The organism is Skermanella mucosa, assembly GCF_016765655.2.
GTDB classification, from domain to species: Bacteria; Pseudomonadota; Alphaproteobacteria; order Azospirillales; family Azospirillaceae; genus Skermanella; species Skermanella mucosa.
In genome coordinates, this window is sequence record NZ_CP086106.1 from 3,086,043 (window position 1) to 3,110,423 (window position 24,381).

At 66.6% G+C, this 24,381-nt stretch carries 25 protein-coding genes; 13 read left to right on the forward strand and 12 right to left on the reverse strand.

What is annotated here, in order from left to right:
* Window positions 1-11 precede the first annotated feature (11 nt).
* Window positions 12-716 (forward strand): SDR family NAD(P)-dependent oxidoreductase, encoded by a 705-nt coding sequence (locus JL100_RS14155; protein ID WP_202680337.1) that lies wholly within the window; start codon window positions 12-14, stop codon window positions 714-716.
* 3 nt (window positions 717-719) lie between these two features.
* Here the strand turns inward: JL100_RS14155 and JL100_RS14160 are convergent, their stop codons facing one another.
* From JL100_RS14160 to JL100_RS14170, 3 genes are all read right to left on the reverse strand, one after another.
* Window positions 720-1,094, reverse strand: a complete 375-nt coding sequence (locus JL100_RS14160; protein ID WP_202680338.1) for a response regulator — start codon at window positions 1,092-1,094, stop codon at window positions 720-722.
* Complete coding sequence (locus JL100_RS14165) at window positions 1,091-1,588, reverse strand: hypothetical protein (RefSeq protein ID WP_202680339.1); 498 nt, start codon at window positions 1,586-1,588, stop codon at window positions 1,091-1,093. The genes JL100_RS14160 and JL100_RS14165 overlap by 4 nt, the downstream gene beginning before the upstream one ends.
* A 100-nt stretch (window positions 1,589-1,688) precedes the next feature.
* On the reverse strand, window positions 1,689-2,921 hold the full coding sequence (locus JL100_RS14170) for an ArgE/DapE family deacylase (RefSeq protein WP_202680340.1): 1,233 nt from the start codon (window positions 2,919-2,921) through the stop codon (window positions 1,689-1,691).
* A gap of 293 nt (window positions 2,922-3,214) precedes the next feature.
* Between JL100_RS14170 and JL100_RS14175 the strand changes: the two genes are divergently transcribed.
* The 3 genes from JL100_RS14175 to JL100_RS14185 are packed head-to-tail and all read left to right on the forward strand — an operon-like array spanning window position 3,215 to window position 5,937.
* Complete coding sequence (locus JL100_RS14175) at window positions 3,215-3,946, forward strand: CPBP family intramembrane glutamic endopeptidase (RefSeq protein ID WP_202680341.1); 732 nt, start codon at window positions 3,215-3,217, stop codon at window positions 3,944-3,946.
* 30 nt (window positions 3,947-3,976) lie between these two features.
* Window positions 3,977-5,140: a carboxylate--amine ligase gene (locus JL100_RS14180; protein WP_202680342.1), complete on the forward strand. Its 1,164-nt coding sequence runs from the start codon at window positions 3,977-3,979 to the stop codon at window positions 5,138-5,140.
* Window positions 5,137-5,937 (forward strand): metallophosphoesterase family protein, encoded by an 801-nt coding sequence (locus JL100_RS14185; RefSeq protein WP_202680343.1) that lies wholly within the window; start codon window positions 5,137-5,139, stop codon window positions 5,935-5,937. The genes JL100_RS14180 and JL100_RS14185 overlap by 4 nt, the downstream gene beginning before the upstream one ends.
* Window positions 5,938-5,953: 16 nt before the next feature.
* Here the strand turns inward: JL100_RS14185 and JL100_RS14190 are convergent, their stop codons facing one another.
* Window positions 5,954-7,120, reverse strand: coding sequence for a GNAT family N-acetyltransferase (locus tag JL100_RS14190; protein ID WP_202680344.1), 1,167 nt, complete (start codon window positions 7,118-7,120; stop codon window positions 5,954-5,956).
* A 321-nt stretch (window positions 7,121-7,441) separates the two neighbouring features.
* On the opposite strand from JL100_RS14190, the gene JL100_RS14195 reads away from it, so the two are divergent.
* The gene (locus tag JL100_RS14195; protein ID WP_202680345.1) at window positions 7,442-8,215 is read left to right on the forward strand and encodes a ferredoxin--NADP reductase; all 774 of its coding nucleotides are present in this window, start codon (window positions 7,442-7,444) and stop codon (window positions 8,213-8,215) included.
* 66 nt (window positions 8,216-8,281) lie between these two features.
* Here the strand turns inward: JL100_RS14195 and JL100_RS14200 are convergent, their stop codons facing one another.
* Genes JL100_RS14200 through JL100_RS14210 form a run of 3 tightly spaced genes read right to left on the reverse strand, consistent with a single transcriptional unit; the run spans window position 8,282 to window position 9,801 of the window.
* Window positions 8,282-9,058 carry a SapC family protein gene (locus JL100_RS14200; RefSeq protein ID WP_202680346.1) on the reverse strand — a complete coding sequence of 259 codons (777 nt, stop codon included), beginning with the start codon at window positions 9,056-9,058 and terminating at the stop codon, window positions 8,282-8,284.
* Window positions 9,059-9,075: 17 nt separating this feature from the next.
* The gene (locus JL100_RS14205) at window positions 9,076-9,315 is read right to left on the reverse strand and encodes a hypothetical protein (protein WP_158045623.1); all 240 of its coding nucleotides are present in this window, start codon (window positions 9,313-9,315) and stop codon (window positions 9,076-9,078) included.
* Window positions 9,316-9,801, reverse strand: coding sequence for a YchJ family protein (locus JL100_RS14210; RefSeq protein ID WP_202680347.1), 486 nt, complete (start codon window positions 9,799-9,801; stop codon window positions 9,316-9,318).
* 144 nt (window positions 9,802-9,945) lie between these two features.
* Here JL100_RS14210 and JL100_RS14215 point away from each other — a divergent pair, with 144 nt between their 5' ends.
* Both JL100_RS14215 and JL100_RS14220 read left to right on the forward strand, forming a co-directional pair.
* On the forward strand, window positions 9,946-10,917 hold the full coding sequence (locus tag JL100_RS14215; protein WP_228421260.1) for a phosphoribosylaminoimidazolesuccinocarboxamide synthase: 972 nt from the start codon (window positions 9,946-9,948) through the stop codon (window positions 10,915-10,917).
* Between the two features lie 46 nt (window positions 10,918-10,963).
* Window positions 10,964-12,268, forward strand: coding sequence for an Hsp70 family protein (locus JL100_RS14220; RefSeq protein ID WP_211113057.1), 1,305 nt, complete (start codon window positions 10,964-10,966; stop codon window positions 12,266-12,268).
* Window positions 12,269-12,283: 15 nt separating this feature from the next.
* Here JL100_RS14220 and JL100_RS14225 read toward each other — a convergent pair whose 3' ends face one another.
* A complete protein-coding gene (locus JL100_RS14225; RefSeq protein WP_202680348.1) occupies window positions 12,284-13,135 on the reverse strand; it encodes a glucose 1-dehydrogenase in 852 nt (283 codons plus the stop codon).
* A 125-nt stretch (window positions 13,136-13,260) separates the two neighbouring features.
* Here JL100_RS14225 and JL100_RS14230 point away from each other — a divergent pair, with 125 nt between their 5' ends.
* Window positions 13,261-14,013 (forward strand): GNAT family N-acetyltransferase, encoded by a 753-nt coding sequence (locus JL100_RS14230; RefSeq protein WP_202680349.1) that lies wholly within the window; start codon window positions 13,261-13,263, stop codon window positions 14,011-14,013.
* A gap of 200 nt (window positions 14,014-14,213) precedes the next feature.
* On the opposite strand, the gene JL100_RS14235 is transcribed toward JL100_RS14230, so the two are convergent.
* The gene (locus tag JL100_RS14235; protein WP_202680350.1) at window positions 14,214-15,050 is read right to left on the reverse strand and encodes an aldo/keto reductase; all 837 of its coding nucleotides are present in this window, start codon (window positions 15,048-15,050) and stop codon (window positions 14,214-14,216) included.
* 310 nt (window positions 15,051-15,360) lie between these two features.
* On the opposite strand from JL100_RS14235, the gene JL100_RS14240 reads away from it, so the two are divergent.
* Window positions 15,361-17,598 carry a methyl-accepting chemotaxis protein gene (locus JL100_RS14240; protein WP_202680351.1) on the forward strand — a complete coding sequence of 746 codons (2,238 nt, stop codon included), beginning with the start codon at window positions 15,361-15,363 and terminating at the stop codon, window positions 17,596-17,598.
* Window positions 17,599-17,724: 126 nt separating this feature from the next.
* Window positions 17,725-18,432 (forward strand): glutathione S-transferase N-terminal domain-containing protein, encoded by a 708-nt coding sequence (locus tag JL100_RS14245; protein WP_202680352.1) that lies wholly within the window; start codon window positions 17,725-17,727, stop codon window positions 18,430-18,432.
* Between the two features lie 9 nt (window positions 18,433-18,441).
* Here the strand turns inward: JL100_RS14245 and JL100_RS14250 are convergent, their stop codons facing one another.
* Complete coding sequence (locus JL100_RS14250) at window positions 18,442-18,903, reverse strand: GerW family sporulation protein (protein ID WP_202680353.1); 462 nt, start codon at window positions 18,901-18,903, stop codon at window positions 18,442-18,444.
* 483 nt (window positions 18,904-19,386) lie between these two features.
* Here JL100_RS14250 and JL100_RS14255 point away from each other — a divergent pair, with 483 nt between their 5' ends.
* Together JL100_RS14255 and JL100_RS14260 are read left to right on the forward strand one after the other, a co-directional pair.
* Complete coding sequence (locus JL100_RS14255) at window positions 19,387-19,827, forward strand: CBS domain-containing protein (protein WP_202680354.1); 441 nt, start codon at window positions 19,387-19,389, stop codon at window positions 19,825-19,827.
* Window positions 19,828-19,951: 124 nt separating this feature from the next.
* The gene (locus JL100_RS14260) at window positions 19,952-21,502 is read left to right on the forward strand and encodes a Ppx/GppA phosphatase family protein (RefSeq protein ID WP_202680355.1); all 1,551 of its coding nucleotides are present in this window, start codon (window positions 19,952-19,954) and stop codon (window positions 21,500-21,502) included.
* On the opposite strand, the gene JL100_RS14265 is transcribed toward JL100_RS14260, so the two are convergent.
* Window positions 21,499-22,347, reverse strand: coding sequence for a carbohydrate kinase family protein (locus JL100_RS14265; protein WP_202680356.1), 849 nt, complete (start codon window positions 22,345-22,347; stop codon window positions 21,499-21,501). The two genes, JL100_RS14260 and JL100_RS14265, sit on opposite strands and share 4 nt — an antisense overlap.
* Before the next feature lie 110 nt (window positions 22,348-22,457).
* On the opposite strand from JL100_RS14265, the gene JL100_RS14270 reads away from it, so the two are divergent.
* Window positions 22,458-22,955, forward strand: coding sequence for a hypothetical protein (locus tag JL100_RS14270; protein WP_202680357.1), 498 nt, complete (start codon window positions 22,458-22,460; stop codon window positions 22,953-22,955).
* A 174-nt stretch (window positions 22,956-23,129) separates the two neighbouring features.
* Here JL100_RS14270 and JL100_RS14275 read toward each other — a convergent pair whose 3' ends face one another.
* A complete protein-coding gene (locus tag JL100_RS14275; RefSeq protein ID WP_202680358.1) occupies window positions 23,130-24,368 on the reverse strand; it encodes a PQQ-dependent sugar dehydrogenase in 1,239 nt (412 codons plus the stop codon).
* Window positions 24,369-24,381 lie beyond the last annotated feature (13 nt).

Here is a 24,381-nt window from a genome sequence, read left to right on the forward strand (position 1 = left end):
AGGTGGTCAGGATGGACTTCGAGAACCGCACCGTCGTCATCACCGGCGCGGCCGGAAACCTGGGCCGAGCCGCTGCGGCCGCCTTCGCCGAGCGCGGCGCCCGGTTGGCGCTGCTTGACCACGACGGAGGCATGCTCGACAAGGTCTTCTCGGATGCAAGCGACACCCGGTTGACGATCCAGGTCGACCTGCTGGACCGGAACGCGGTTGAGGGCGCCGTTCGGCAGGTCGTGGATCGGTTCGGCCGGATCGACGTCCTGTGCAACATCGCGGGTGGGTTCCGCATGGGCGATCCGGTCCACGAGACCGACGGCGCCACATGGGACTTCCTTATGGACATCAACGCGCGCTCGCTGATCCATGCCGCCGGAGCGGTCGTACCCCACATGCTGAGGGCGGGAGGCGGAAAGGTCGTCAACGTGGGAGCCAAGGCGGCCCAGCAGGGCGTGGCCGGAATGGGCGCCTACTGCGCGGCCAAAGGCGCGGTGATCCGGCTGACCGAATCCATGGCGGCTGAATTGCGCGAGCGCGGCATCAACGTCAACTGCGTGCTGCCCACAATCATCGATACCCCGGAGAACCGGGCCGGCATGCCCAAGGCCGACCCGTCGCGCTGGGTCGCCCCGGCCGATCTGGCCGCCGTGATCCTGTTCCTGGCGTCCGACGCCGCCCGTGCCGTCCATGGTGCAGCGGTGCCGGTGACAGGGCTGAGCTGACAGTCATCGGCCGAGGACGTGCAGCCGCAAGGCCTCGGCCAGATCCTCGTCACTGAAGGGCTTGGTAAGGATCGGACGTTCCCGGTGCTCCTCCGGCAAGGCATCCGCGCCGTGCCCCGTGGTGAAGATGAACGGGATGCCCTTCGCGGCGAGGGCATCCGCGACGGCATCGATCCGCTCGCCTCCCAGGCTGACGTCCAGGAGCGCACCGCCGAAGCCGCCGGCCTCTACCAGTCCGATCGCCTGCCCGACCGTGGTGGCCGGACCGACGAGACCGGCTCCCAGGTCCTCCAGGATATTCTCGACCACCATCGCGACCAGAAGCTCGTCCTCGACGACCAGGACCGATGGCGTGGCGTTCGGCTGACTGTTGCTCAATTGTGCCTCGCAATTGGATGGGCCCGGCACCCAGGGTGGCCGGCACCGACGAACACTCCTATTATGGGTTCGGACCACGGGAACGGCCAGGGGCCGTATCCTTCCGTACCTGTTCCCGTTTGCGCCGCATCGAACATGGTACCGGCGCGACGGTCGGCTTCTCCGACGCCGATGGATGTTGATGAGGGCAGTCCGCGCGGGATAGTTTGAACCCAACGGAACGTTGAGGTGTTCAGCATCCGCAGGTAGGGGAGGCGACCATAGCTATCCGTAAAGCCAAGGCCGGCGGTTCCGCCGCGTCGATCGGCGCGACTTCCATCGCCCAGCAGACGGGAGAGACCATCGAACGCGACCGTCTGCGGGCGGAGATCGACCGCCTGCGCCAGGAGGTCGGAAGCCTCACCCAGCGCCTGGACGAAGCGAACGATCAGCGGGTGGCGGACGCCGACCGCCACCAGATCGAAGTCGAGCGGCTTGAATCCACGCTCAGGCACTTGCGCTCCGAGTTGGAAGACGCTCGGCGCCCGTGGCTGACCAAGCTGTGGCGGAAGTGACGACGGCGGGCGGAGCCGAGCGCGGCTCCGCCCGGGCGGATCAGGCGGCCAGCAGGTCGGCCAGGGTCAGGGCTATCACCTGCGTCGCCTTGCGCAGGTCTTCCAGCACCAGCTTCTCGTCCGCCCGATGCCCGTTGGCATCCAGCAGCGAGCGCGGACCCGCGCCGTACAGCACGGTGGGAATGCCTGCCGCGCTGTACAGCCGCGCATCGGTGTAGAGCGGCACGCCGTTCGCCGGGATTTCCTCGCCGATGATGTCGCGCGCGTGGTGCTGGATCAGCGCCGCCAGCTTCTCATGACCCGGCAGCGGGGTAAGCGGCCGGGCGAGCAGGATCCGGCGGATGGCGACCCGGATCCCTGGGGTTTCGGCGCAGGTCCTCTCGATGAAGGCACGCATGTCGGCCTCCACCTGTTCCGGGTTCTCCTCCGGGATCATGCGGCGGTCTATCCGGAGCGTCACCACGTCGGGCACGACGTTGGTATTGATGCCGCCGCTGATCAACCCGACCACCAGGGTCGGATGGTCGATGCCATCCACTTCCGACCTGGTGCTCCCGAAATCGTCGTTGAGGGCATAGAGCGCGGTCAACAACCGGTTGGCGGCCCGGAGCGCATCCACACCGGTATCGGGCCGAGCGGCATGGGCCGACTTGCCTTCGACCCGCACTTCCAGGTGCAGGCAACCGTTGTGCGCGACGACGACGTTATAGGAGAAGCCGGCGCTGATCGCGAAGTCAGGCTTGCTGATCCCCTGCTCCAGCAGCCAGCCCGGACCGATCAGGCCGCCGGCCTCCTCGTCGTAGGTCAGGTGCAGCTCGACGGTGCCGGCCAGCGGCAGCCCGCTTTCCTCCAGGGCCTTCAGGGCGAAGGCGTAGGTCGCGAAGTCGGACTTGGAGACGGCGACGCCCCGCCCGTACATGACGCCGTCGCGGATCTCCGCGCCATAGGGATCGGTCGACCAGCCCTCGCCCGGCGGAACCACGTCGCCATGGGCATTCAACGCCACCACCGGCCCCGGACCAAACTTCCGCCGGATCACGAGGTTCGTGGCGCTGATCATGCCGTTGGCCTTGACTGTGGCCTCGGGCACCACATGCCGCTCGACGGTGAAGCCCATCCCCTCCAGCAGTTCGGCGGAACGCGCGGCGTGGGCGGCGCAGTCACCCGGCGGATTGTCCGACGGCACCTTGACCAGTTCGGCAAGAAACTCGGTCTGGGCCTTGTGCCGCCGGTCTATGCTGTCTCGGATCTTCTGCTGCTGGTCGGGAGTCATGGCGTCCTCATTCTGCGCGTGGCGTTCGCCTTCGAGATCCCGGAGCGTAAACCTTCAAAATGATGTTTTCAATATTGAGGAACAGTGAAAATGCATTTTTGGAAGCCGCAGACCTGGGTGGCCGGGGGCGTCCGGAACAAAGAAAAGGTTTCGACCGTTGGGCAGGCTTCATGCCGAGGCGATGCGACGAATGCCCGAGCCGACACCCTCCACCACGATAGTCATCGCGGCCCCCGCCCGCAGCAGGGTGCGGAGCAATTGACGGCACCCGGCCTGCAGGATCGGGCCGCCCCATGACCGCGACCGGACCGATGGAACCCGACTCCGATCCGCCGGTCCGTCATCCCTGGGCGGACCTGCCCTTGCGGTTGGCGGACCTGGTTATCATCGTGGCCCTGGCGATCGGCGCGCTGTTGGCCCTCCGGCTGTTCCTGACCCCTCGGGAGATCACCAGCGGCTTGGTGATATCCTTCCTGATCGGCCAGAACGTGGCCCTGGTGGCGATAATCTGGCTGATCGCGGTCGCTTGGCGACGGACGCCCTGGCACGCACTGGGCTTCGTGCCCGCCGGCGGACGCTGGTACCGCAGGATCGTCCCCTTGGCCTTGCTGGTCCAGGTCTTGGTCATCCTGACCAACGTCCTGATTTCGCTGGGCCTCGGCGAGCCGTTCGACAATCCGCAGATCGCGCTGATCATGCCGGAGCCGGGCGACTGGACCGCCATGGTCGGCATCCTGCTCGCGACCTCCGTGCTTGCCCCCTTCGCCGAGGAACTGGCCTTGAGGGCGGTGCTCTATGGCTGGCTCCGCCACCATGCCGGCCCGCTCCTGTCGGCGCTGGTGAGCGCCATGGTGTTCGCCATGTTGCACGGAAGCCTGATCCTATTGCCCGGAACGTTCCTGGTCGGTCTGGTGCTAGCCTGGGTCTATGAGCGGAGCGGTTCGCTGATCCCCTGCATCCTGCTGCATGGATGCTTCAACGCGATCTCGACTCTGCTCGTCTTCGCCGTCGCGGCCAATGCATGAGGGACCCCTTATCTGCATGAGTGAAGTTGCATGAGCGAGAAACCGGACAAGCGGGCCCTGGCCTGCGTCATGGGCGACATGAACATGGTGCGCGCCCTGGGCATGGGCGGCATCGGCTGCGCGCTGGTGACAGGACCCGGCGACCCGGCCCTTCATTCGCGCTACACGCGGCAGGCCATTTTCTGGGACGACTTCGAGAACGGCCACGCCGAGCTGATCGACCTTCTGGTCGGGTTCGCCTCCCGCCAGCCGGAACCGCCGGTGCTCTACTATCAGCAGGACGCCCAGCTGCTGATGGTGTCGAGGCACCGCGACCGGCTGGCCGGTTCGTTCAAGTTCGTCGTGCCGGAAGCCGGCCTGGTCGAGGATCTGGTGGACAAGGCCCGGTTCCAGATCCTGGCGGAGCGCCTGCGGCTGCCGGTTCCACGGACCCGCCGGATCGATTTTTCCGTCGGGGCGCCGGACGTGGTGCCGTCGGACATCGACCTGCGCTTTCCGATCATCGTCAAGCCGCTGACCCGCTACATCGCATGGGGTGCCATCGGGGGGGCCGGCAAGGCGTTGCGGATCGACAGTCCCGGGGAACTCCAGGCTTTGTGGCCCGACCTGGTCGCCGGCGGAATGGACCTGCTCGCCCAGGAGATGATCCCCGGTCCGGAAACCCGGATCGAGAGCTACCACTGCTACGTCGACACCGCCGGCAGCGTGGTCGGCGAGTATACCGGGCGCAAGATCAGGACCTATCCCGAAGCTCTCGGCCACAGCACGGCCCTGACGATAACCGACGAGGCGGACGTCAGGGCGCTGGGACGGGAGATGGTCGACAAGCTGGCACTGACCGGAGTCGCCAAGTTCGACTTCAAGCGCGCACCGGACGGCACGCTGCACCTGCTGGAGGTCAATCCCCGTTTCAACCTGTGGCACTATGTCGGGGCGGTCGCCGGGGTCAACCTCCCTGCCCTGGTCTACGGCGACCTGCTGGGCCTGCGCCGCCCCGCGGTGCCGCGCGCCCGGGCGGGAGCCTCCTGGTGCAACATCACCAGGGACAAGCTGGCGGCACGTGAAAGCGGGGTGCCCATGGCGGAGTGGTGGCCCTGGATGATCCGGTGCGAGGCCAAATCCATAACCTTGCGCGATCCCATGCCGTTCCTGCGCAAGACGGTGTCGCGCGTACTGCCGGCGCGCTGGCGATGATCGCCGTCATCTCGGACATCCATGCAAACCTGGAAGCCCTCGAAGCGACGCTCGCGGCGATCCGGACCGAGCGGGTCGCGCGTATCCTCTGCCTGGGCGACATCGTCGGCTACAATGCCGATCCGGCCGGATGCATCGACCTGCTGAGGGAAGCCGGCGCCGTCTGCGTCGCCGGGAATCACGACCGTGCGGTGACCGGGCAGATCACGACCGAAGGCTTCAACCCCCTGGCCGCCCGCGCGGTCGAGTGGACCAGGATGCGGCTCGGCCCCGGCGACCTGGACTGGCTGCGGGACCTTCCCCTCAAGCTCGACCTCGCCGAGGAGGGCGGCCCCGGACTGGTAGCCGTCCACGGTGCGCTCCACCCCGACACCGGATGCGAGCTGGTAAGGCTGGACACCGACGAGCGACGCGCGCTGAGCTTCGCGGCGCTGGAAGCGCACCCGTCGGGTGCCCGGATCTGCGCCTTCGGCCACACCCACCGCATCGGGATCTTTGAGAAGCGGGAGAATGCGGTGACCGCCCACCAGGGCGACGGGGCGGTCATCCGGGACGGATCGTTCTTTCTCGTCAACCCCGGGACTGTCGGCCAGCCGCGGAGTTCCGATCGCCGGGCCAGCTTCATGCTGGTCGACCCCGCGACCCGGACCCTCCAGGTACGCCGGGTTTCCTATGATTACCGGCGGGCGATGGCGAAGACCCGGAAAGCCGGCTTGGCCGCCCGCCTGTCCCGGGTGCCGGAGCCCTTGAGAGGCCCCATCCGCCGGATTTATCACGCGATCCGCGGCCGGACGTAGCGTATCGAGCGGCAAGTCATGGATTGCCTGGTGCTGCCCTCGGCTTCAGAAGCCGGCGGCGCAGCGACCGGAGCGATCTGTCGATGCGGCCGAGGCCGGCTTCGACCTTCCGGCCCAGCCGGTCGGGCCCGATGGAGACCCAGGTCATGGGCGCCTGGGCATTGGACAGGTGGGCCTTGTGTCCCGAGGACCCCGCCATGAAGTCGTAAGCGGCCTCGCCCCGGTCCAGGGCGTCCTCGATGGCCAGGACATGGCTGACGAGGCCGGGCTTCAACTTGTTGTCGGACTCGTAGGCGAAGCCGCTTTGGTAGTTCAGCACCGTGCCACGCCAGACGAAATTGTAGAGATAGCCGAAATCCGCGCCGCCGGCCGCGGCGCGGCATAGTCTCACCACGCCGGAATGGATGCCGCGCCGGATCAGCTCGCGATGGAACGTGCCGAACATGGGATTGCTGAAGGCGTCGGTCTTTCCCCGCGCGGCCCAGACTTGGCGGTGGAGCGTTTCGAGCCCGTCGAAGAAGGCCAGGGCTTGGCCCTCGTCAGAGGCCACCTGGAAGTCGATGCCGCCGCGCGCCTCGTACAGCCGGATGGCCCGGTTGACGCCGGCGCGGGTGCTCTTGCCGAGGCCGGCGCGGTAATTCCCTCCCCGCTTGCGCACGGCGCCCAGATCGACCCACTTGGCCGAGTCCGAGCGGCGCACCTGGAGGCGGTATCCGAGCTGGTCCGCCAGGGAGCGCACGGCCCCCTCCGTCCGCTGGTCCAGGCCCGCCAGCACCAGTTCGTCGCAGCCGGGAAGATTGCGCGCCATCCAGAGCAGGCAGGCCGAGGTCACCTCGTCGGCGCAGGACCGGTCGGCAAGGATCCCGTTGTACTCGATCGTCAGGTTATCGATCCCACGATCGCCGGTCTCGTGGAGCAGCCAGGACGGTGTCCGCACCACGCCGTAGCGCCAGACCGTCCGCCGGCACAGGATCGCCAGCCCCACGACCTGCCCGGCCCGCTTCGCCACCAGCACATGGGGCTTGGCCCATTCCGGCAGTTGGTCCAGCCAGCAGCCGATCCAGTGCCAAGACAGGAAGAACGAGCCGTCGGCCCGCGGCTCCAAGTCCGTCCAGGCGGCCTCCAGGCCGGGCATGCGACTGGCCGGCAGGAAATCGATTTCCACCGCCAAGTCGTGTTTCAACGAACTACCATCCATCCTGATCGCTTAGCTGCCTTGCAATTATACCCTGGGCGAAACGACTTTGCATAACAACCCGATGGAGCCGCGGGGCCAGCGTTCATTGGACTTACGACTGTTGTCGGGCGTGGCGCGACCGGCTGCCGAGCCTATCTTGAGGAGCGTGGGCATCCCCTCGGAGCTCATCCCGCAGCGGCTTAATTACATACCAGCCATGTCATACAGGGACCATCTGCGGCGCCCTGCCGCGGAAAATATTGTTGTGCGGTGCGCTGCGTTTGTACATATATGACGGCAACCCCGGTGACAGCCAGATAAGACGCGATGTCCAATATTCTGAGAGAGACGGTCCTAGAGGTCCACCACTGGACCGACAGCCTGTTCAGCCTGAAAACCACACGCGATCCCGGCTTCCGTTTCGACAGCGGCGAGTTCGCCATGATGGGCCTCGAAGTCGACGGGCGTCCGCTGCTGCGCGCCTACAGCGTGGTCAGCTCCCCCTACGAGGAGCAGTTGGAGTTCCTGTCGATCAAGGTTCCCAACGGTCCCCTGACCAGCCGCCTGCAACACGTCAAGCCGGGCGACACCATCCTGATCAACCGGAAAGCCACCGGAACCCTGCTGCTGCACAATCTGCTGCCCGGCAAGACCCTGTGGCTGCTGTCCACCGGCACCGGCCTGGCGCCTTTCCTGTCGATCGCCAAGGACCCGACCGTCTATGACCGGTTCGACCGGATCGTCATCACCCACACCGTGCGCCACAAGGCGGAGCTGGAGTGCGGGGAGAAGGCGCTGGAGATCCTTCGCGAGAACGAATATATCGGCGAACTCGCCGCCGAGAAGCTGGTCTACTATCCGACCGTGACGCGGGAGGCATTCCGCAACGAAGGCCGGATCACCGATCTTCTGCGATCCGGCAAGGTGTACCAGGACCTCGGCCTGACGCCGCTCGACCCCGCGGGCGACCGCGTCATGATCTGCGGCAACCCGCACATGACTTCCGAGCTGACCCGGTACATGGAAGAGCTCGGTTTCGAGATGGGCGCCAACAACAAGCCGGGCACCTTCGTCATCGAGAAGGCCTTCGCCCAACGCTGACCGGCGGGCGCTGACCGGCGGGGATCGGACGGAAGCCTCCGGGCCAGCCGTCCGATCCCGAAACCGTCAGAGTCCCGACGCCAGCGCCATCAGCCGCTGCCAATTCAGCGAAGACGCGATCTGGAGGTGGATCAGGCCGATCCAACCCTTCCGGCGGAAGTCCAGATACACGTCGTCCGGCAGGGCATCGAATTTCCCAGGATTGATTCCCAGGAATCCGGTCAGGTTGAACACCTCCCCGCCGTTCAGCTTGATTTCCGCCGTATAGCGGTCCAGCAGGTCATGGCTCCTGAGAGCCTCGGCGAACTGCCGGGTGTCGGCGATCTGGTTCTGGTAGGCCCGACAGAACTCCATGGCCTCCTGGCCGGCTTTCGAAAGCTCGCCGCCCGCCTCGAAGATCGGCGGGCCGTCCGGGAATTCCCCCGCCTCGTCGATGCAGACGGTGAACTCGCCGGGCTTCGCGGTTTCCATCAGGACCAGCGGGTAGCGCCTGACATAGGCGGGCACATAGGTGTCCGCCCGCCACGCCGGCCGGCCGTCCTGCTCGCGCAGGAACAGGTTCTGCCGGTCGCGCAATCCCAGCAGGACGATCGGCATGCAGACGGGGCCGTCCGTGAACAGGATCGGGTAGTCTCGCGCCGACAGGGCGAACTCCTCGATCATCACGGGGAGGCTGTTGGCCTCGGCCGCGAAGCCGAGATCCGACGACGCACGCAGGCGGGCCGCTCCGTGGCGGTTGCGGTCGAGCGGGACGGGCCTGCGGTAGAAAAGAGGCAGTTTGGATGCCGAATCGGCTGCCGCTTCGGGGCTGCCGGAGTGTTGGACGGCGCTGCTGTCGGTCACGCGTGGTGCTCCTGTGCTCAGGCTTCCAGAACGACCTCGACCTCCGGCATGTCGCTCAGCCGCTCGGCCAGCAGCGGCGTGCAGCTCACTTCCAGGATACCGAAAGCCGAAGAGGGGAGAACCCGGTCGAGTTCCCCCACTAGGCCATTGCCTGACAGAAACTCCTTAAGAATTTCTACGTTTACGTCGCGTTCCTGGCGCCCGCGGGATCGCGCCGGCGCCGGCTGCGAGAAGTGGACCTTGTACCGCCTGAACATCTATGCCGCCGCTCCGTGGCATTTCTTGTATTTCTTGCCGCTGCCGCAGGGGCACGGGTCGTTCCGCCCGATCTTTGACGCGACACGGGGTCGCGGGCCCATGATGCCGTCGACATAGTACCAGCGGTCGTCGCGCCGGGCGAAGCGGCCGGTCTCGTGATGCACATGGGGCTTTCCCTGCATCGTGAAGTGGGCCACGAATTCGACGAACCCTTCGGAGTCGTCCTTGCCGCCGTCGGTCGTCGAGCGCACTTCCAGCCCGGTCCACTCGCTGCCCTTCGCCCACTGCTCGGTGTCGGCCCGGCTGAAGTCGCCGCGGGTCTCCGGCAGCAGGGAGCTTTCCAGATAATCGACGTTGGCCGTCGCGAAGGCGGAGTAGCGCGAGCGCATCAGGGCTTCGGCCGTGGGCGGCGAGTCCGTGCCGGCAAGATAGGGGCCGCAGCAGTCGTCGAAGGCGCGGCCGGATTTGCAGTAGCAGTCGGTCATATGTCGGGTCTCCCTGTTTCGGGGCATTGGTTTAGCGGAACCGATCCTTCGATGCCACGGGCAACAGGGGTGCAAACGGCGCGGTAGGCGCGACGAACCCGCCGGGCTATGATGAGCGCCTCATTTCCCGATCGGGGCCCTGTGGTGACCAAGACGATTTCCCAAGCGCATCTGAGCAACGTGCTGCGCGACGCGACGATCCCCGAACTGCCAGGCCATTACCGGGGCAAGGTCCGCGACAACTACGATCTGCCCGACGGACGGCGCATCATCATCGCCACCGACCGGCTGAGCGCGTTCGACCGCATCCTGACCGCCGTGCCGTTCAAGGGGGAGGCGCTGACCCAGATCGCCCGCTTCTGGTTCGAGCGGACGGCCGACGTCTGCCCCAACCACGTCATCGACTACCCCGATCCCAATGTCGTCGTATGCCGCCGGCTGGAAATCATGCCCGTCGAGATCGTCGTCCGCGACTATCTCACCGGCACGACCAGCACGTCGATCTGGTCGATGTACAAGGCCGGGCAGCGCGACATGTACGGTATCCGTCTGCCGGACGGCATGACCGAGCACCAGAAGCTGCCGGACACCATCATCACCCCGACCACGAAGGCGTTCGACGCCGGCCACGACGAGCCGCTGACGCCGGCGGAGATCACGGGACGCAGGCTGCTGACCCAGGCGCAGTGGGACGAGGTATCGGGCTTGGCGCTGGCGCTGTTCGACCGCGGGCGCGAGATCGCGGCGCGGCAGGGCCTGATCCTGGTCGATACCAAGTACGAGTTCGGGTTCGACGGCGACGGCAGGATCATCCTGGCGGACGAGATCCACACCCCCGACAGCAGCCGCTACTGGTTCGGCGAAAGCTACGGGCGGCGGGTCGCGGCGGGCGAACGGCCGGAAAGCTTCGACAAGGACTTCGTCCGCACCTGGGTGACCGCGCGCTGCGATCCGTACAAGGACCCGATCCCGGAAATCCCGGACGAGGTTGTGCTCCAGGCGGCGGCCCTCTATATCGACGTCTTCCAGCGGATCACCGGGACGGATTTCCCCATTCCCGATGACCCGACGCCGGTCCTGGAGCGGATCCGCGCCAACCTCGCGCGCTATTTCTGACCGCTCCGCCGGCGGGTTTCCTCCCCGTCACCCCAGGGTTTGACCGTTGACCTACGTCGGCATCGATTTCGGCACCACCAACAGCGCGGTCGCCGTGGCGGAGGCGTCCGGCCCGTCGCGGCTGGTGCCGCTGGCGGCAGCCGGCCGGACATTCGACACCTTCCGCTCGGTCCTGTTCTTCGAGAAGCAAGAAGACCGGCTGGGATCGACGCTGGTCCACTGGGCCGGTCCCGAAGCGATCGATGCCTATCTGGAAAGCGACGGCGAAGGCCGGTTCGTCCAGTCGGTGAAATCCTACCTGGCCGCGAAGGACTTCACCGGCACCAGCATCCTGGGCAAGCAGTTCGGCATCGAGCCGCTCGTATCGCTGATCCTGAAGGACCTGAAGGCGAAGGCCGAAGCCTCCGCCGGCCCCCTGCCCGCAACCGTCGTCGTCGGACGGCCGGCGCACTTCGTGGGCGAGGCAGGCGAGGATGCCGAGGCGCTGGCGCTGGAGCGGCTGCGCGACGCCTTCGCCCGGGCCGGCATGACCGACATCAGGTTCGAGCTGGAGCCGGTCGCCGCCGCCTATCATTACGAAAGCGGCCTCGACCGCGACGAGACGGTGCTGATCGCCGATTTCGGCGGCGGCACGAGCGATTTCTGCCTGCTGCGGGTCGGCCCCAAGGCCCGTGGGCGGGCGGAAGCCGGGGAAGACCGCGCCGGCGACATCCTGGGCGTGGGCGGCGTCGGGATCGCCGGGGACAGCTTCGACAGCAGGATCGTCGAGCACTGCGTGACGCCGCATCTGGGCAAGGGAACGCGCTACCGGGCGATGGACGGGCAGATGCTGCCGATGCCGGTGTGGCCCTTCGAATACATGCGCCGCTGGCATCTGCTGTCGTTCCTGAACACCGGCCAGACCCGGCGGATGCTCGCCGACATCCTGCGCACCGCGGAGGAGCCGGAGCGGGTCCGCGCCCTGATCACCGTGATCGAGGAGGGCCTGGGCTTCCATCTGCACCGCGCGGTGGAGCAGGCCAAGGTCGCCCTGTCGGCGGAGCCCCGGACCCTGTTCCGGTTCGCCCTGCCCGGTACGGTCATCAAAACGCCGATCCGCCGAGCCGAGTTCGAGGAATGGGTGAGGCCGGAAACGGAAGCCATCGCCGCCTGCGTCGATGACCTGATGGCGCGTACCGGCGTCGGCGCGGCCGGGGTGGACCGGGTATTCCTGACCGGCGGATCATCGTTCATCCCGGTGATCCGCAGGCTGTTCGCCGACCGGTTCGGCGAGGGCAAGCTGAAGACCGGCGGCGAGTTGACCTCGGTCGCGAGCGGCCTCGCGCTGGCCGCCCGCAACGCCACCCGGTAAGGAGGAAGCTTCCGCTTAGGAAGCCCAGTTCTGCTTGAAGTCGCCGAACAGGGTCAGGCCGCCGCAGGCATAGATGGTCTGGCCGGTGATGTAGGACGCCTCGTCCGACGCGAGGAACGCGAAGACCGACGCCATCTCCTCCGGTGAGCCGGCACGGCCCATGGGGATGTGGGACTCCACGTTGTCGCGGGCCTCCTCGTCGTTGCGCCAGGCGTTGTTGATGTCGGTCAGGATGGCGCCCGGAGCCACCGCGTTGACCCGGATGCCGCGGTCGGCATATTCGAGCGCCAGGGTCCGGGTCATGTTGCCCATGCCTCCCTTGGAGATCGAATAGGCGATGAAGCCCGGCTTGGGGACGAGCTGGTGGACGCTGGAGCAGTTCACGATGGTCCCGCCGCCCGGCCGGGACAGGAAGTGCCTGATCGCCGCCTGCGAGCACACCAGGGCGCCCGTCAGATTGATGCTCAGGATCCTGTGGAATTCTTCCATGGTGTAATCATGGCTCTCGGCTTCCGACTGGACGCCGGCATTGTTCACCAGGATGTCGAGACGGCCCCAGCCGGCAAGGACATCGTCCACCATCGCCAGGGCCGCGCGCTCGTCGCCGACGTCGGCCTGGATGATCCTGTGGCGGGCGGCGGCCTCCTGGAAACCAGCCTGAACGGAAGCGTCGCGGGCGCGCTCCAGGGTCTCGTTGGCCGCATCCTCCGATCCGGCGTAGTTGATCGCCACGGCGGCGCCCTCTTCTGCATAGCGGACGGCGACGGCGCTGCCGATGCCCCGGGATGCTCCGGTGATGAGGGCATGCCGTCCCTTGAGCCGGGAAGCGGTCGCCTGACGAGATTGCGGCGCTGAACTGTCGGACATGTGGCTTGCTACCTCTCGGTCCTGTCGGGTGCTGGTTGACGGGATAACGCTTGCCGGAACCGTTTTGTCTCCGGCCGGATAGTGAGGATAGTCTCACCCGGTACGGCAAATGGACGGAGACGGGAATGGATGACGGATTGACCAAGGTGCGCGGCATCGAGGAACGCGCCTTCAACGCCTGGCCGGCGCTCGCGTCCGTCCAATGCGATGGCTGGCTGTTCCGTTTCTCCCGAGGATTGACCAAGCGGGCCAACTCCGTCAACGCGCTGCAACCCGCCGGCCGGTTCCGCGACACGTTGGGTCTGGCCGAGGACCTGTACCCGCGGCAGCGCCTGCCGGTGATCTTCCGGCTGTCACCCCTGGCCGGGGACGAACCGGACGACACCCTTCACCGCGTCGGTTACCGGCGGATTGACGAGACACTGGTCATGACCGCGGCGCTGGGCGACAGGAGGCCTGCCGATCCGGAGGTGGTGATCACCTGTTCCCCGGACACGTCCTGGAGCGAAGGCTTCGCCTCGGCCAACGGCATCAGCCCGACCATGAGGGAGATCCACGACCGCATGCTCGGCTCCATCCTGCTGCCGGCCGCCTTCGCCACCGTTCTCGACGGGGGGCGGGCGGCAGGCTATGGCTTGGCGGTGGCCGAACGCGGCATGGTCGGTCTGTTCGACATCGTGACGGTGCCCGAGTTTCGACGCCGCGGGATCGCCCGCCGGATGGTCGAGGCCCTTCTGGCCTGGGGCGCCGCACGGAACGCCGAACGCGCCTATCTGCAGGTCACCGCGTCCAACGAACGGGCGCTCAATCTGTACGAGGCTACAGGTTTCCGGGAAGCTTACCGGTACCACTACCGGATACGGTCCACCGCGATCTAGTGGTCCCGTACAGTGTTCTTCATGACATTCGGCGGAGCGGAGTGCGGTAGGTCGGCCTTCGCCCGTCAGGGCGAACGCCGACACCCTGCACCAACGCTCCGGCCACGCTGTCGGCGTCGGCCTTCGGCCGAGGCCGACCTACGGTAAATCAATAGAAACCATGTGCCGGACCACTGGCGCCCCACGCCGGAACGGCTGGATCACAGCATCTCCAGCGACCGTGGTCCGGTCGGCGGCGGAAAGACCCGGTCGAGGGCCACCAGATCCTCCTCGCTCAGAACCAGGTCCGCCGCGGCGCGATTGGCCTTCACATGGTCCGGATCGCTGGCCTTCGGGATGGCGACGACGCCTTCGTGCCGAAGCACCCAGGCAAGCGCCACCTGGAACAGGGTGGCGCCGAGACGATCGGCGATCGTCCGCAACGCGCCCTTCGCCGGCATGCGCCCCTGCTCGATGGGGCTGTAGGCCATGACGGGGATGGAGCGCTGGACGCACCAGGGAAGCAGATCCCATTCGATGCCCCTGCGCGTGAGATTGTAGAGGACCTGGTTGACGGCGCATGCTTCGCCGCCGGGAACCTCCATCAGTTCGGCCATGTCGTCGGGGTCCAGGTTGCTGACGCCCCAGGCGCGGATCTTGCCCTGCTCCTTCAGCCGCTCGAACGTTTCGACCGTCTCGGCCAGGGGGATGCCGCCGCGCCAGTGAAGCAGGTAAAGCTCCATGCGGTCGGTTCCGAGGCGTTTCAGGCTGCGCTCGCACGCCTCGACTGCACTGCGCCGGCCGGCATTGTGCGGATAGACCTTGCTGACCAGGAAACACTCGTCCCGGCGCCCCGCGATGGCCTCGCCGACGACCTCCTCCGCCCCGCCTTCGCCATACATTTCCGCCGTGTCGATCAAACTCATGCCGAGATCCAGGCCCAGCCGGAGTGAACGTACCTCGCGGTCACGCTGACGCCGGTCCTCGCCCATCCCCCAGGTGCCCTGCCCCAGGATCGGCACCTGCATCGACGCCAGGGAAATGGAACGGATCGGCATATCGGTCTCCTTGATCGATCATCATGTCGCTTGTCGGGCAAAGAACGCGGGCCGAACGGTTCCGGTTGCTTGGCCAAGCGACAGCACCCGTCCATGCCGCGATCTCTCGGCAATAAAATAAGATTTCATGAGCAATGAAATCACAAGGATTTCGAGAACAGACCGGTGCGGCTTGTTTTCCGGCCGGACTATTAACCTGCAGGATAGTCCCAACTGTCTACGCCGGAAATATGCTCCATAAAACCTTCATTTAACTCTACGTTCATGGTAACTCTTTCGGTAAGTTAACCCACGGTTGTTGGAGAGGTTGATGTTCCGTTCCCTTGGCATCGCCCAGCGTTTGGCGATCGCGGCGCTGTTGTTCCTGGCTCCGGTGGGCTTCGTGCTGACGGCGCTTGTCGGCAATCAGAACACGACGATCCGGTTCAGCGAAAAGGAATTGGCCGGAACGTTCCAGCTCAGGCAGGTCGCCGCGGTTCACAGGGATTTGGCTCTTGCGGAACTCCGGCGCGGCAAGCCGGCCGAAGGCGGCATCGCGGCATTGGAGTCGGCGGAGCGGAGCTTCGGCGAGGGAATGGAAAGCGCCGAACTGACACGCGCGGCGATGACGGCCTTACGGTCCGCGGCAGAGACGGGGGACGGCCTCGACGAGGCGCGAGCGGCATTGAGGGCGCTGACCGCCCGGGTCGGCGACAAGAGCAACCTGATCCTCGATCCGGATCTCGACTCCTTCTATGTCATGGACCTCATGCTGGTGAAGCTGCCCGAGGCGCTCGACCGGTTGGTCGCCATGGTGACGCTGGCCCGCCGGACCTTCGCCGACGGCGCGCTGGACCCGGACGAGCGGGTCGCCTTCTACGTCGAACTGGGCGGGTTGAAGACGGTGACCGATGGCCTCGAGTCATCGCTCGCCTCGGCCTACAGCGGCAGCGCGGACGGATCGGTCAAGGCTTCGCTCGACGGACCTGCGCGCGCCCTGATCGGCGAATTGGCCGCACTGCTGGGCTCGATCGAGCGCGGCACGCCGGATCCGGCGGCGGTGGAAGCCCTGATCGCCAAATGGAACGACTTCTACCAAGCCGCTTCGTCCGAACTGGAACGGCTGCTGGAGGCCCGTATCGGCGGTTTCCAATCGTCCCAGTTCTGGACCCTGCTGATCACGGCCCTGCTGTTCGGTGGGGCGGCGCTTGCCGTTCTCCTGGTGGTCCGGCGCGGCGTCCTCGTGCCGCTGCTCGGCTTGACGCAGGCGATGCAGCGGCTCGCCCAGGGCGACCTGGACTGCGCCGTTCCCGGCGTGGGTCGGCGCGACGAGGTCGGCGCAATGGCATCCGCCACCGAGGTGTTTCGCGACGCGGCACGCCGTAACCGGGAACTCGAGGCGGAACAGGCCCGGCAGCAGGCTAACCGGACGCGGCGCCAGGATGCGCTGGAGGCCCTGACCCATGACTTCCAATCAGCCATATCCGGCCAGCTGAGGGCGGTGGCCGCCGCCGCGACCCAGTTGCAGGCAACGGCAGGATCCCTGAACGCGGAGGCGGAGCGGGCATCGGAGCAAGCGGTGCAGGCGGCGGAGAGCGCGGATGCCGCGGCGCGCAACGCCGAACTCGTCTCGGCCGCGGCGGATGAACTGGCGGGAGCCAGCAGCGAGATCGGCGTGCAGGTCGAACGCACGACTCTGACGACGAGGGCTGCGGTCGAGCAGGCCGGACGCGCCGAATCCACCACCCGCCAACTGACGAGCGTCGCCGCAGGCGTTACGCAGATCGTCCAATTCATCCAGGACATCGCGTCGCAGACCAATCTCCTGGCCCTCAACGCGACGATCGAGGCGGCCCGCGCCGGCGAGGCGGGGAAAGGGTTCGCCGTCGTCGCGGGCGAGGTCAAGAACCTGGCGACCCAGACTTCCAAGGCGACCGAGGAAGTGACGGCCAGGGTCAGCGCGGTCGTCGAATCGGCCAACGGCGTCGCCGGCCTGATCGGAGAGATCTCCCGGACGATCGGCGCCATCGACGAGAGCTCCGGCATGATCGCCGCCGCGGTGACGGAGCAGGACGCCTCTACGTCGGAGATCAGCCGCAACGTCAAGGAAGCTGCGGACAAGAGCATGCATGCGTCCGGCAGCATCGGCATGGTCAAGGATACGACCGATTTCACCAGGGCCGCGGCGACCGAACTCCTGTCGGCGGCGTCCGAACTGTCGCTCCAGGCGGAGACGCTGCGCGGCGAGGTCGACCAGTTCCTGTCGGCCATGGCCAGCGCCGGGGAACGCCGCACCTACGAGCGGCGGCCGCACGACGCCCCGATCTCGGTCGTCATCGGGAACCAGTCGATCGCCGGGCGGATGGTCGACATCTCCAGCGGCGGTTCCGCGGTTCGGGTCGACGGCAGCTGGCCGATCGGCACGGCCTTGACGCTGGTCTTCACCGGGCATCGGATCGCCGGCCGTATCGTCGAGGAGCATGACGGACTGGTCCGTATCCAGTTCAGGTTCGACACCGAGACCAGGGCGCAGGTGGAACGCCTGTTCGAGAAGGAGCTTGCCGCCTGACCCGGGCCGTGACGACCGACTCCTGGAACGGAACGGCCTGTCGATGGTTGCCGGGGGCGGCGGGACATGTTATGGAACGATCAGTCCACAACAGGCGCCGCACCCCATCTTCGGAAGGCCATCGACATGATCGATCTGCATTACTGGACGACCCCCAACGGCCACAAAGTCACGATGTTCCTGGAGGAGACCGGTCTCCCCTACCGGATCGTCCCGGTCAACATCAGCGCCGGCGACCAGTTCAAGCCGGAATTCCTGAAGATCGCCCCGAACAACCGCATTCCGGCGATCGTGGACAACGATCCGGCCGGCGGCGGTGAACCGATCTCCGTCTTCGAGTCCGGGGCGATCCTGATCTATCTGGCCGAGAAGACCGGAGAATTCCTGCCCCGGGAGCCACGGGCCCGGGCCGAGGTGCTGCAATGGCTGATGTGGCAGATGGGCGGGCTGGGACCCATGGCGGGCCAGAACCACCATTTCGTGCAGTACGCGCCGGAACGCATCCCGTACGCCATGGATCGCTACGTCAAGGAGACGAACCGTCTGTATGGCGTGCTGGACCGGCGTCTGGCCGACCGGCAGTTCGTCGCGGGCGACTACTCCATCGCCGACATGGCGGCTTATCCGTGGATCGTTCCCTACGAGCGCCAGCAGCAGGATTTGAACGACTTCCCGAACCTGAAGCGCTGGTTCGAAACCATCCGGGAGCGGCCGGCAGTCGTCCGTGCCTATGACCGCGCCGCCGAGATCAACAGCCAGCCGACCATGACCGAGGAAGCCAAGAAGATCATGTTCGGCCAGACGGCATCGACGACGACAAGCTCCACGAAGTAACGGCGATCCTCAATCCAGCGGGGCGACGGCGACCACCGTGGACGCCGGCGCCGCCGAAGCGGGAGCCGGTACCGCGACCGGCACCGGCTCCGCGGTCGGCTGGGTCGCGGCGGTAGATGACTTGTCCCGGCGATAGGCGTTGCTCAACTCGCTCGCGACGTCGGAATGGGCCTTGGTCGCCGAAGACACGAATTCGGACTGCAGATGCTGGATCTCCACCCCGTCCGGACGAACGACGATCACCGCGCAGGGAACCACGCCACCGCCGCCACCGCCACCGCAGGCCTCGCCGAAGATTGATCCCCCGCCGGCGCCGACCCCGAAAGTCGTGACATAGATCGGGACCAGCGTCGTGTCGCCTACCTGGATCGGCGTACCCGCGACCCCCTTACCCAGTATCTTCTGAAACTCCTGAAGGGTCGAAACCATCAGGTCCTGGACCGGATCGGGCATGAACGGGTTGGTCAGCATCGCGCATCTCCCTAAGCAGCTGGAGAATGCTTATCATCACGGGCATTCCGGACGCGAGTCTCTTCCATAAGACGATCTAAAATTTCATCGGCATCCTCCGCTCCATACGGGGACCAGAGCCCGAAGCCTGACGCATCGTATCTGAAGCACGGACCCTGGACCGCGACTGACCAACGCGGAACGACGTTCCCTGATGCGGCGGCATGGTCACGAGAGGACCGCGGAAGAAATTTAGTTATAAAAGGAACGGCTTTCACGAGAAGTTAATTGCCGTCCGGTGCGCCTGAGTGATAAAATCGCCCAATGGGTTAACACGTGACAGGCCCCAGTGGGTGCCCCATTTCTGGCCGGCATATCGGATTAGCCCAGTTCACTGCTTTGCATTTCAGGTGAATGCAAAGAATGCGACACTGAATGCACCGGGCCGACAAACCCCAGGTGCAGCGGTCAGTTCACCCGCGCCGCCAACCTCATGGGGAAGATATGACCACCGTTTCCGATCTTCTGAATTCCAAAGGCCGCACCATCGTCTCGATCCTGCCGACGGAGACGTTGGAGACTGCGTCGAAGCTGCTGACGGAGAAGCGCATCGGCGCCGTCGTCGTGCGCGACCGCCGCGGCAAGCTCGCCGGCATCCTGTCCGAGCGCGACATCGTCCGTGCCATCGCCGACCGCGGGACCGCGGCATTGGGTCTCCGCGTCGAGGACCTGATGACCAAGGAGGTCAAGACCTGCCTGCCGACGGAGACGATCAAGGACCTGATGAGGATGATGACGCTCCGCCGCCACCGCCATGTGCCCGTCTGCGACACGGCCGGCGAACTGATCGGCGTCGTTTCGATCGGCGACGCGGTCAAGGCGCGGCTCGACGAGCAGGCCAGCGAGGTCGCGGTTCTGCGGGATCTGAACCTGATCAAGGCCTGATCGGAACAGGCCGGAGCCGGCCGGGCTGGATGACATTTTCTTGACTTAATCTTCGGGCGCCGGGATCAAAGCGACCGGTCCGGAGTTGAAGGGTCATGGATCCAGCCCGACACCGGAGGGACAGATGCTCGACGCTACCGGCCAGCGCGCCGACCTGACCGGCCTTCATCAGGAGCTTGATCCGGATGAAATCCTCGCCGCCGACCACACCCACCATGCCGTCATCGATATCGGCTCCAACTCCGTCCGCCTGGTGGTCTACAACGACCTGGGAAGGGCGCCTCTCCCCCGGTTCAACGAGAAGTCCCTGTGCGGCCTTGGTTCCGGACTGGACAAGACGGGCGAGCTTGCCTCGGGGCCGATGGCCTGCACGGTGCAGGCGGCCCATCGTTTCTGCGCCATCGCGGAGGCCATGGGGGCCGCCCGCATCGACATCATCGCGACCGAGGCGGTGCGCAGGGCCACGAACGGCGAGACCCTGATCAAGGCCATCCGGAAGCGCACGGGTCGTGACCTGCGCCTTCTGTCGGGATCGGAGGAGGCGCATTTCGCCACGCTGGGAGTCATCTCCGGTTTCCACCGGCCGAAGGGCCTGGTCGGCGACATGGGCGGCGGCAGCCTTGAGGTAGCCGAAGCACTGGAAGACCACGTCGGCGAGCGCTCGGTCAGCCTGCCGTTGGGCGCCTTGCCGGTCGAGGCCATGCTGGAAGAATCGGCGGATGGCGCCAAGCGGCGGATCGACGAGGTCATGAAAGAACAGCTTCCGCCGCTGCTGACCAAGCCGGTTTTCTACGCCGTCGGCGGCGGCTGGCGCGCCCTGGCCCGCGCCCACATGGAATCTGTCAACGCACCCCTGAAGGTGGCGCACGGCTACGACGTGGATGCGAACGACCTGAGGAGTTTCGCCAAGTCGGTCTGGAAGATGACGCCGGAAAAGATCTCAGCGCTTCCCGGCGTGCCCGGCCGACGCGCGAAAACGCTTCCGTCGGCAGCACTGGTGATGGACAGGCTGCTGAAGAACCTTCGGCCGGAACGGGTCGTCTTCTCCGCGCTGGGCCTGCGCGAGGGGTGGCTCTACTCGCAGCTGCCCCCTGCCCTTCAGCGACGCGATCCGCTGATCGAAGGCGCCCAGGCGTTCGGCCTTCCGATCGCGCGGGTCCCGGCCTTCGCGCCGGCGCTGGTACGCTGGACGGAGTCCCTGTTCCCCGACGAAACGGCGGATGAACGCCGCCTCCGACTCGCGGCCTGCGCGCTTTCCGACATGGCCTGGGCGGACCACGCGGACGTCAAGGCTCATCAGTCCTTCGCACGGATCGTCCATTTCCCGTTCATCGGCGTCACGCACACGGAGCGGGTGTTCATCGCCGCCACCCTGCATGCCCGTTACGGCGGCAAACCGGACGATCCGTGCCTTCAGCCCGCGCTGTCGCTGCTGACGGCGGCCGTGCAGCGTCGCGCCCAGATCCTCGGGCGCGCGATGCAGCTCGGTCACCGTTTCTCCGGCAGCGTGCCGGATATCCTGGATACGGCGCGGCTGAAGATCACCGCCGACGCCGTCCGCCTGGAGGTCGCGGAAGGCAGCGAGGACGTCCCCGACAGCGATGCCGTCCAGATGCGGATGAAGCAGCTGGCGAAGGTCCTGGGCGTGCCCAAGACCGAGTTCGCCGGGGCTTAAGGGCAGCCGGTCAGGTCCCGGAGGGAAGGCGGCGGCACGGATGTCGGCGACGTGACCGTCAGCGCCGCCCAGCGGGTTCCGATCGATAGGGCATCGCGGATCGACGCACCGCCGACCAGCCCGTGGATCAACCCGGCGGTGAAGACGTCGCCGGCGCCCGTGCTGTCCACGACGGCCGCGGGCTCGGCCGGAACATGGACCGGACCGGAAGGACCGAAGGCCGTGGCCCCCCTGGAGCCGTCGGTTACCACCATCCAGCGCAGTCCCTCCCCCGCGAGGCTCCTGGCCGCCCCATAGGGGTCGGACAACGCTTCCGCGGTCATGTGGGCAGCAGAATCGACCATCACGTGCGCCGGCCAAGCTGCCGTTCCGGCGGGCGGCGCGTGGCTGACCACCAGGGATGACCCCATTCTGTCGCGCAGCAGGTCGGCCACCTCCGGCGCGTATGCCTTGACGTAGAGAACATCCGACAGCTCCGACGGATCGGGCAAGAGCGGCGGCAGGACCACCGAGGGGCGTCCCCGGATGATCGTCCGCTCGCCGTTCGGGTCGAGCAGGACAAGAACCGGCGGCGTCGGTTCGGCGAGGCGCCGCACGCTCGAGACGTCGATGCCCAGGCCGGAGAGTTCGGCAAGCATGGTCGATCCAAGGGCATCCCCGCCGACATCGGCGAACAGCGCCACGTCGTGCCCGGCATAGGCGAGCGCCACGCCGGTGTTCGATCCGCCGCCGCCGAGGCGGCCCTGATCGAACTGTCCCTTCAGCTGTGCCCCGCTGGAAACGGCGCCGTCAAGTCGGACCACGACGTCGAGGTTGATTCGGGCGATGATCTGGATGCGGGCCATGATGTGAACGTACAGGAACCGGATTGGATTGGGAGTGCGATGTTTGGCGGCTCGCGAACCTGTGTCAACAACTCTCGATTTTCGCCCGCTCGCTCCTTACCTTTCGAACCATGGCTCGATGCATCCCGATCCTGGTCTCCAATCCGCCGCCCCTATGGCGTCCCCTGCTGGCCCATTGCCGCTCCATAATGCGCGATCTCGGCGCACCGGCCGTGCTGATCGACGGCTGCCTGCGGGACACCCCGTTCGGCCCAAGGATCATCGCCACGCTGGACCTGCCGCCCCGCATGGGCGATGCCGCCCTGTCACGGCATCCCTCGTACCGGCCGGCCATGCGCGACGCAGCGGGGATGGTCGCTTTCTCCCGCATGGCGGCCCACGGTGCCAGCGGCATCGATCCGGTCACCGCCAGCCGGGAACACGAGGACGTGCTGTGGCAGGTCATCGTGCTCCCGGCGGGAGTGGTGCTGATCGCCCGCACGGAGCGGGCGGACTACGGGCCGTTCCTGCTGGCCGAGAGCGAGCCGGACGAACGGGGAATCGATCTGGTCAGCCTCCAGCTCGACTTCGCGGTCGATACCGGAAGCCGCGAGGCGGGCTCGGCCTAGCGGTCCTGCACAGTGTTTTTGATGACGTTCGGCGGAGCGGAGTGCGGTAGGTCGGCCTTCGCCCGTCAGGGCGAATGCCGACCCCCTGCATCGACGCTCCGGCCATGCTGTCGGCCTCGGCCTTCGGCCGAGGCCGACCTACGTTCAATCATTCAAAACCACAGTGCCGGACCACTAGCGGACGGCCGAGACGCGCCAGATCCTGTCGGCCGCGTCGTCGGCCACCAGCAGCGACCCGTCGGGCAGCTCGGCGATGCCGCAGGGCCGGCCATACACCTCGCTCCTGGACTGTTCGGCGACGAAGCCGGTCAGGAAATCCTCGCCCGGGCCGCTCGGGCGGCCATTGGCGAAGGGGACGAACAGCACCTTGTAGCCCGACAGCTCGGACCGGTTCCAGGAACCGTGCTGACCGATGAAGGCACCGCCGCGATAGCGTTCGGGGAAGGCCGTCCCGCGATAGAAGGCGAGGCCCAGCGACGCGGTGTGGGAGCCCAGCGCCATGTCCGGCACGATCGACTTCGCCACGAGGTCGGGTCGCTGGCCGCGCAGACGGGGATCCTCGATCTTGCCGAAGTAGGAATAGGGCCAGCCGTAGAAGCCGCCATCCTGGACGCTGGTCATGTAGTCGGGCACCAGTTCGTCGCCCAACTCGTCCCGCTCGTTGACCGCCGTCCACATCACGCCGGTCTCCGGCTCCCAGTCGAGGCCGACGGGATTGCGCAGGCCGCTGGCGAAGATCCGCTCGCCGCTGCCGTCCGGGTTGATCTCCAGGATCGCGGCGCGACGATGCTCCTCGTCGATGCCGTATTCGGCCACGTTGCTGGCAGAGCCCACGGTCACGTACAGCTTGGTCCCGCCAGGGCCGACGCGGATGTTGCGGGTCCAATGGTTGTTGTAGCCGCCTGCCGGCAGGTCGAGGATCTTGCGGCCCTCGGCCTCCATGCGGGTCTGCCCCTCTGCATAGGGGAAGGCCAGGACGCCGTCGGTGTTGGCGACATAGAGCGTGTCACCGAGCAGGGCCATGCCAAAAGGCTGACTCAGACCTTCCAGGAAGGTCTCGCGGATTTCCGGAACGCCGTCGCCGTCGGCATCGCGCAGCAGGGTGATGCGGTTCGCGCTCTGGCCGAGCGCGCGGGAGCGCTTGTCGCCTTGGACCGCGGGCGAGTTGGGGTTGTGGTCCGGCTTGAGCTGGGTCCGGGCTTCCGATACCAGGACGTCGCCGTTGGGCAGGAGGTGGAACCAGCGCGGGTAATCCAGGCCGTCGGCGTAGAGGGTCACCTCGAAGCCGTCGGGAGCAGCCGGCTTCCGCCCCTCGGGCCAGCCGATCACGGTGGAGAAGTTGAGTGCCGAGGGAGTCTGGTACGGCTCCGGCAGAGGGGGCACGGCCGGTTCCGGAAACGGGGTCGCGGTCATGGGAGGCGTTCCT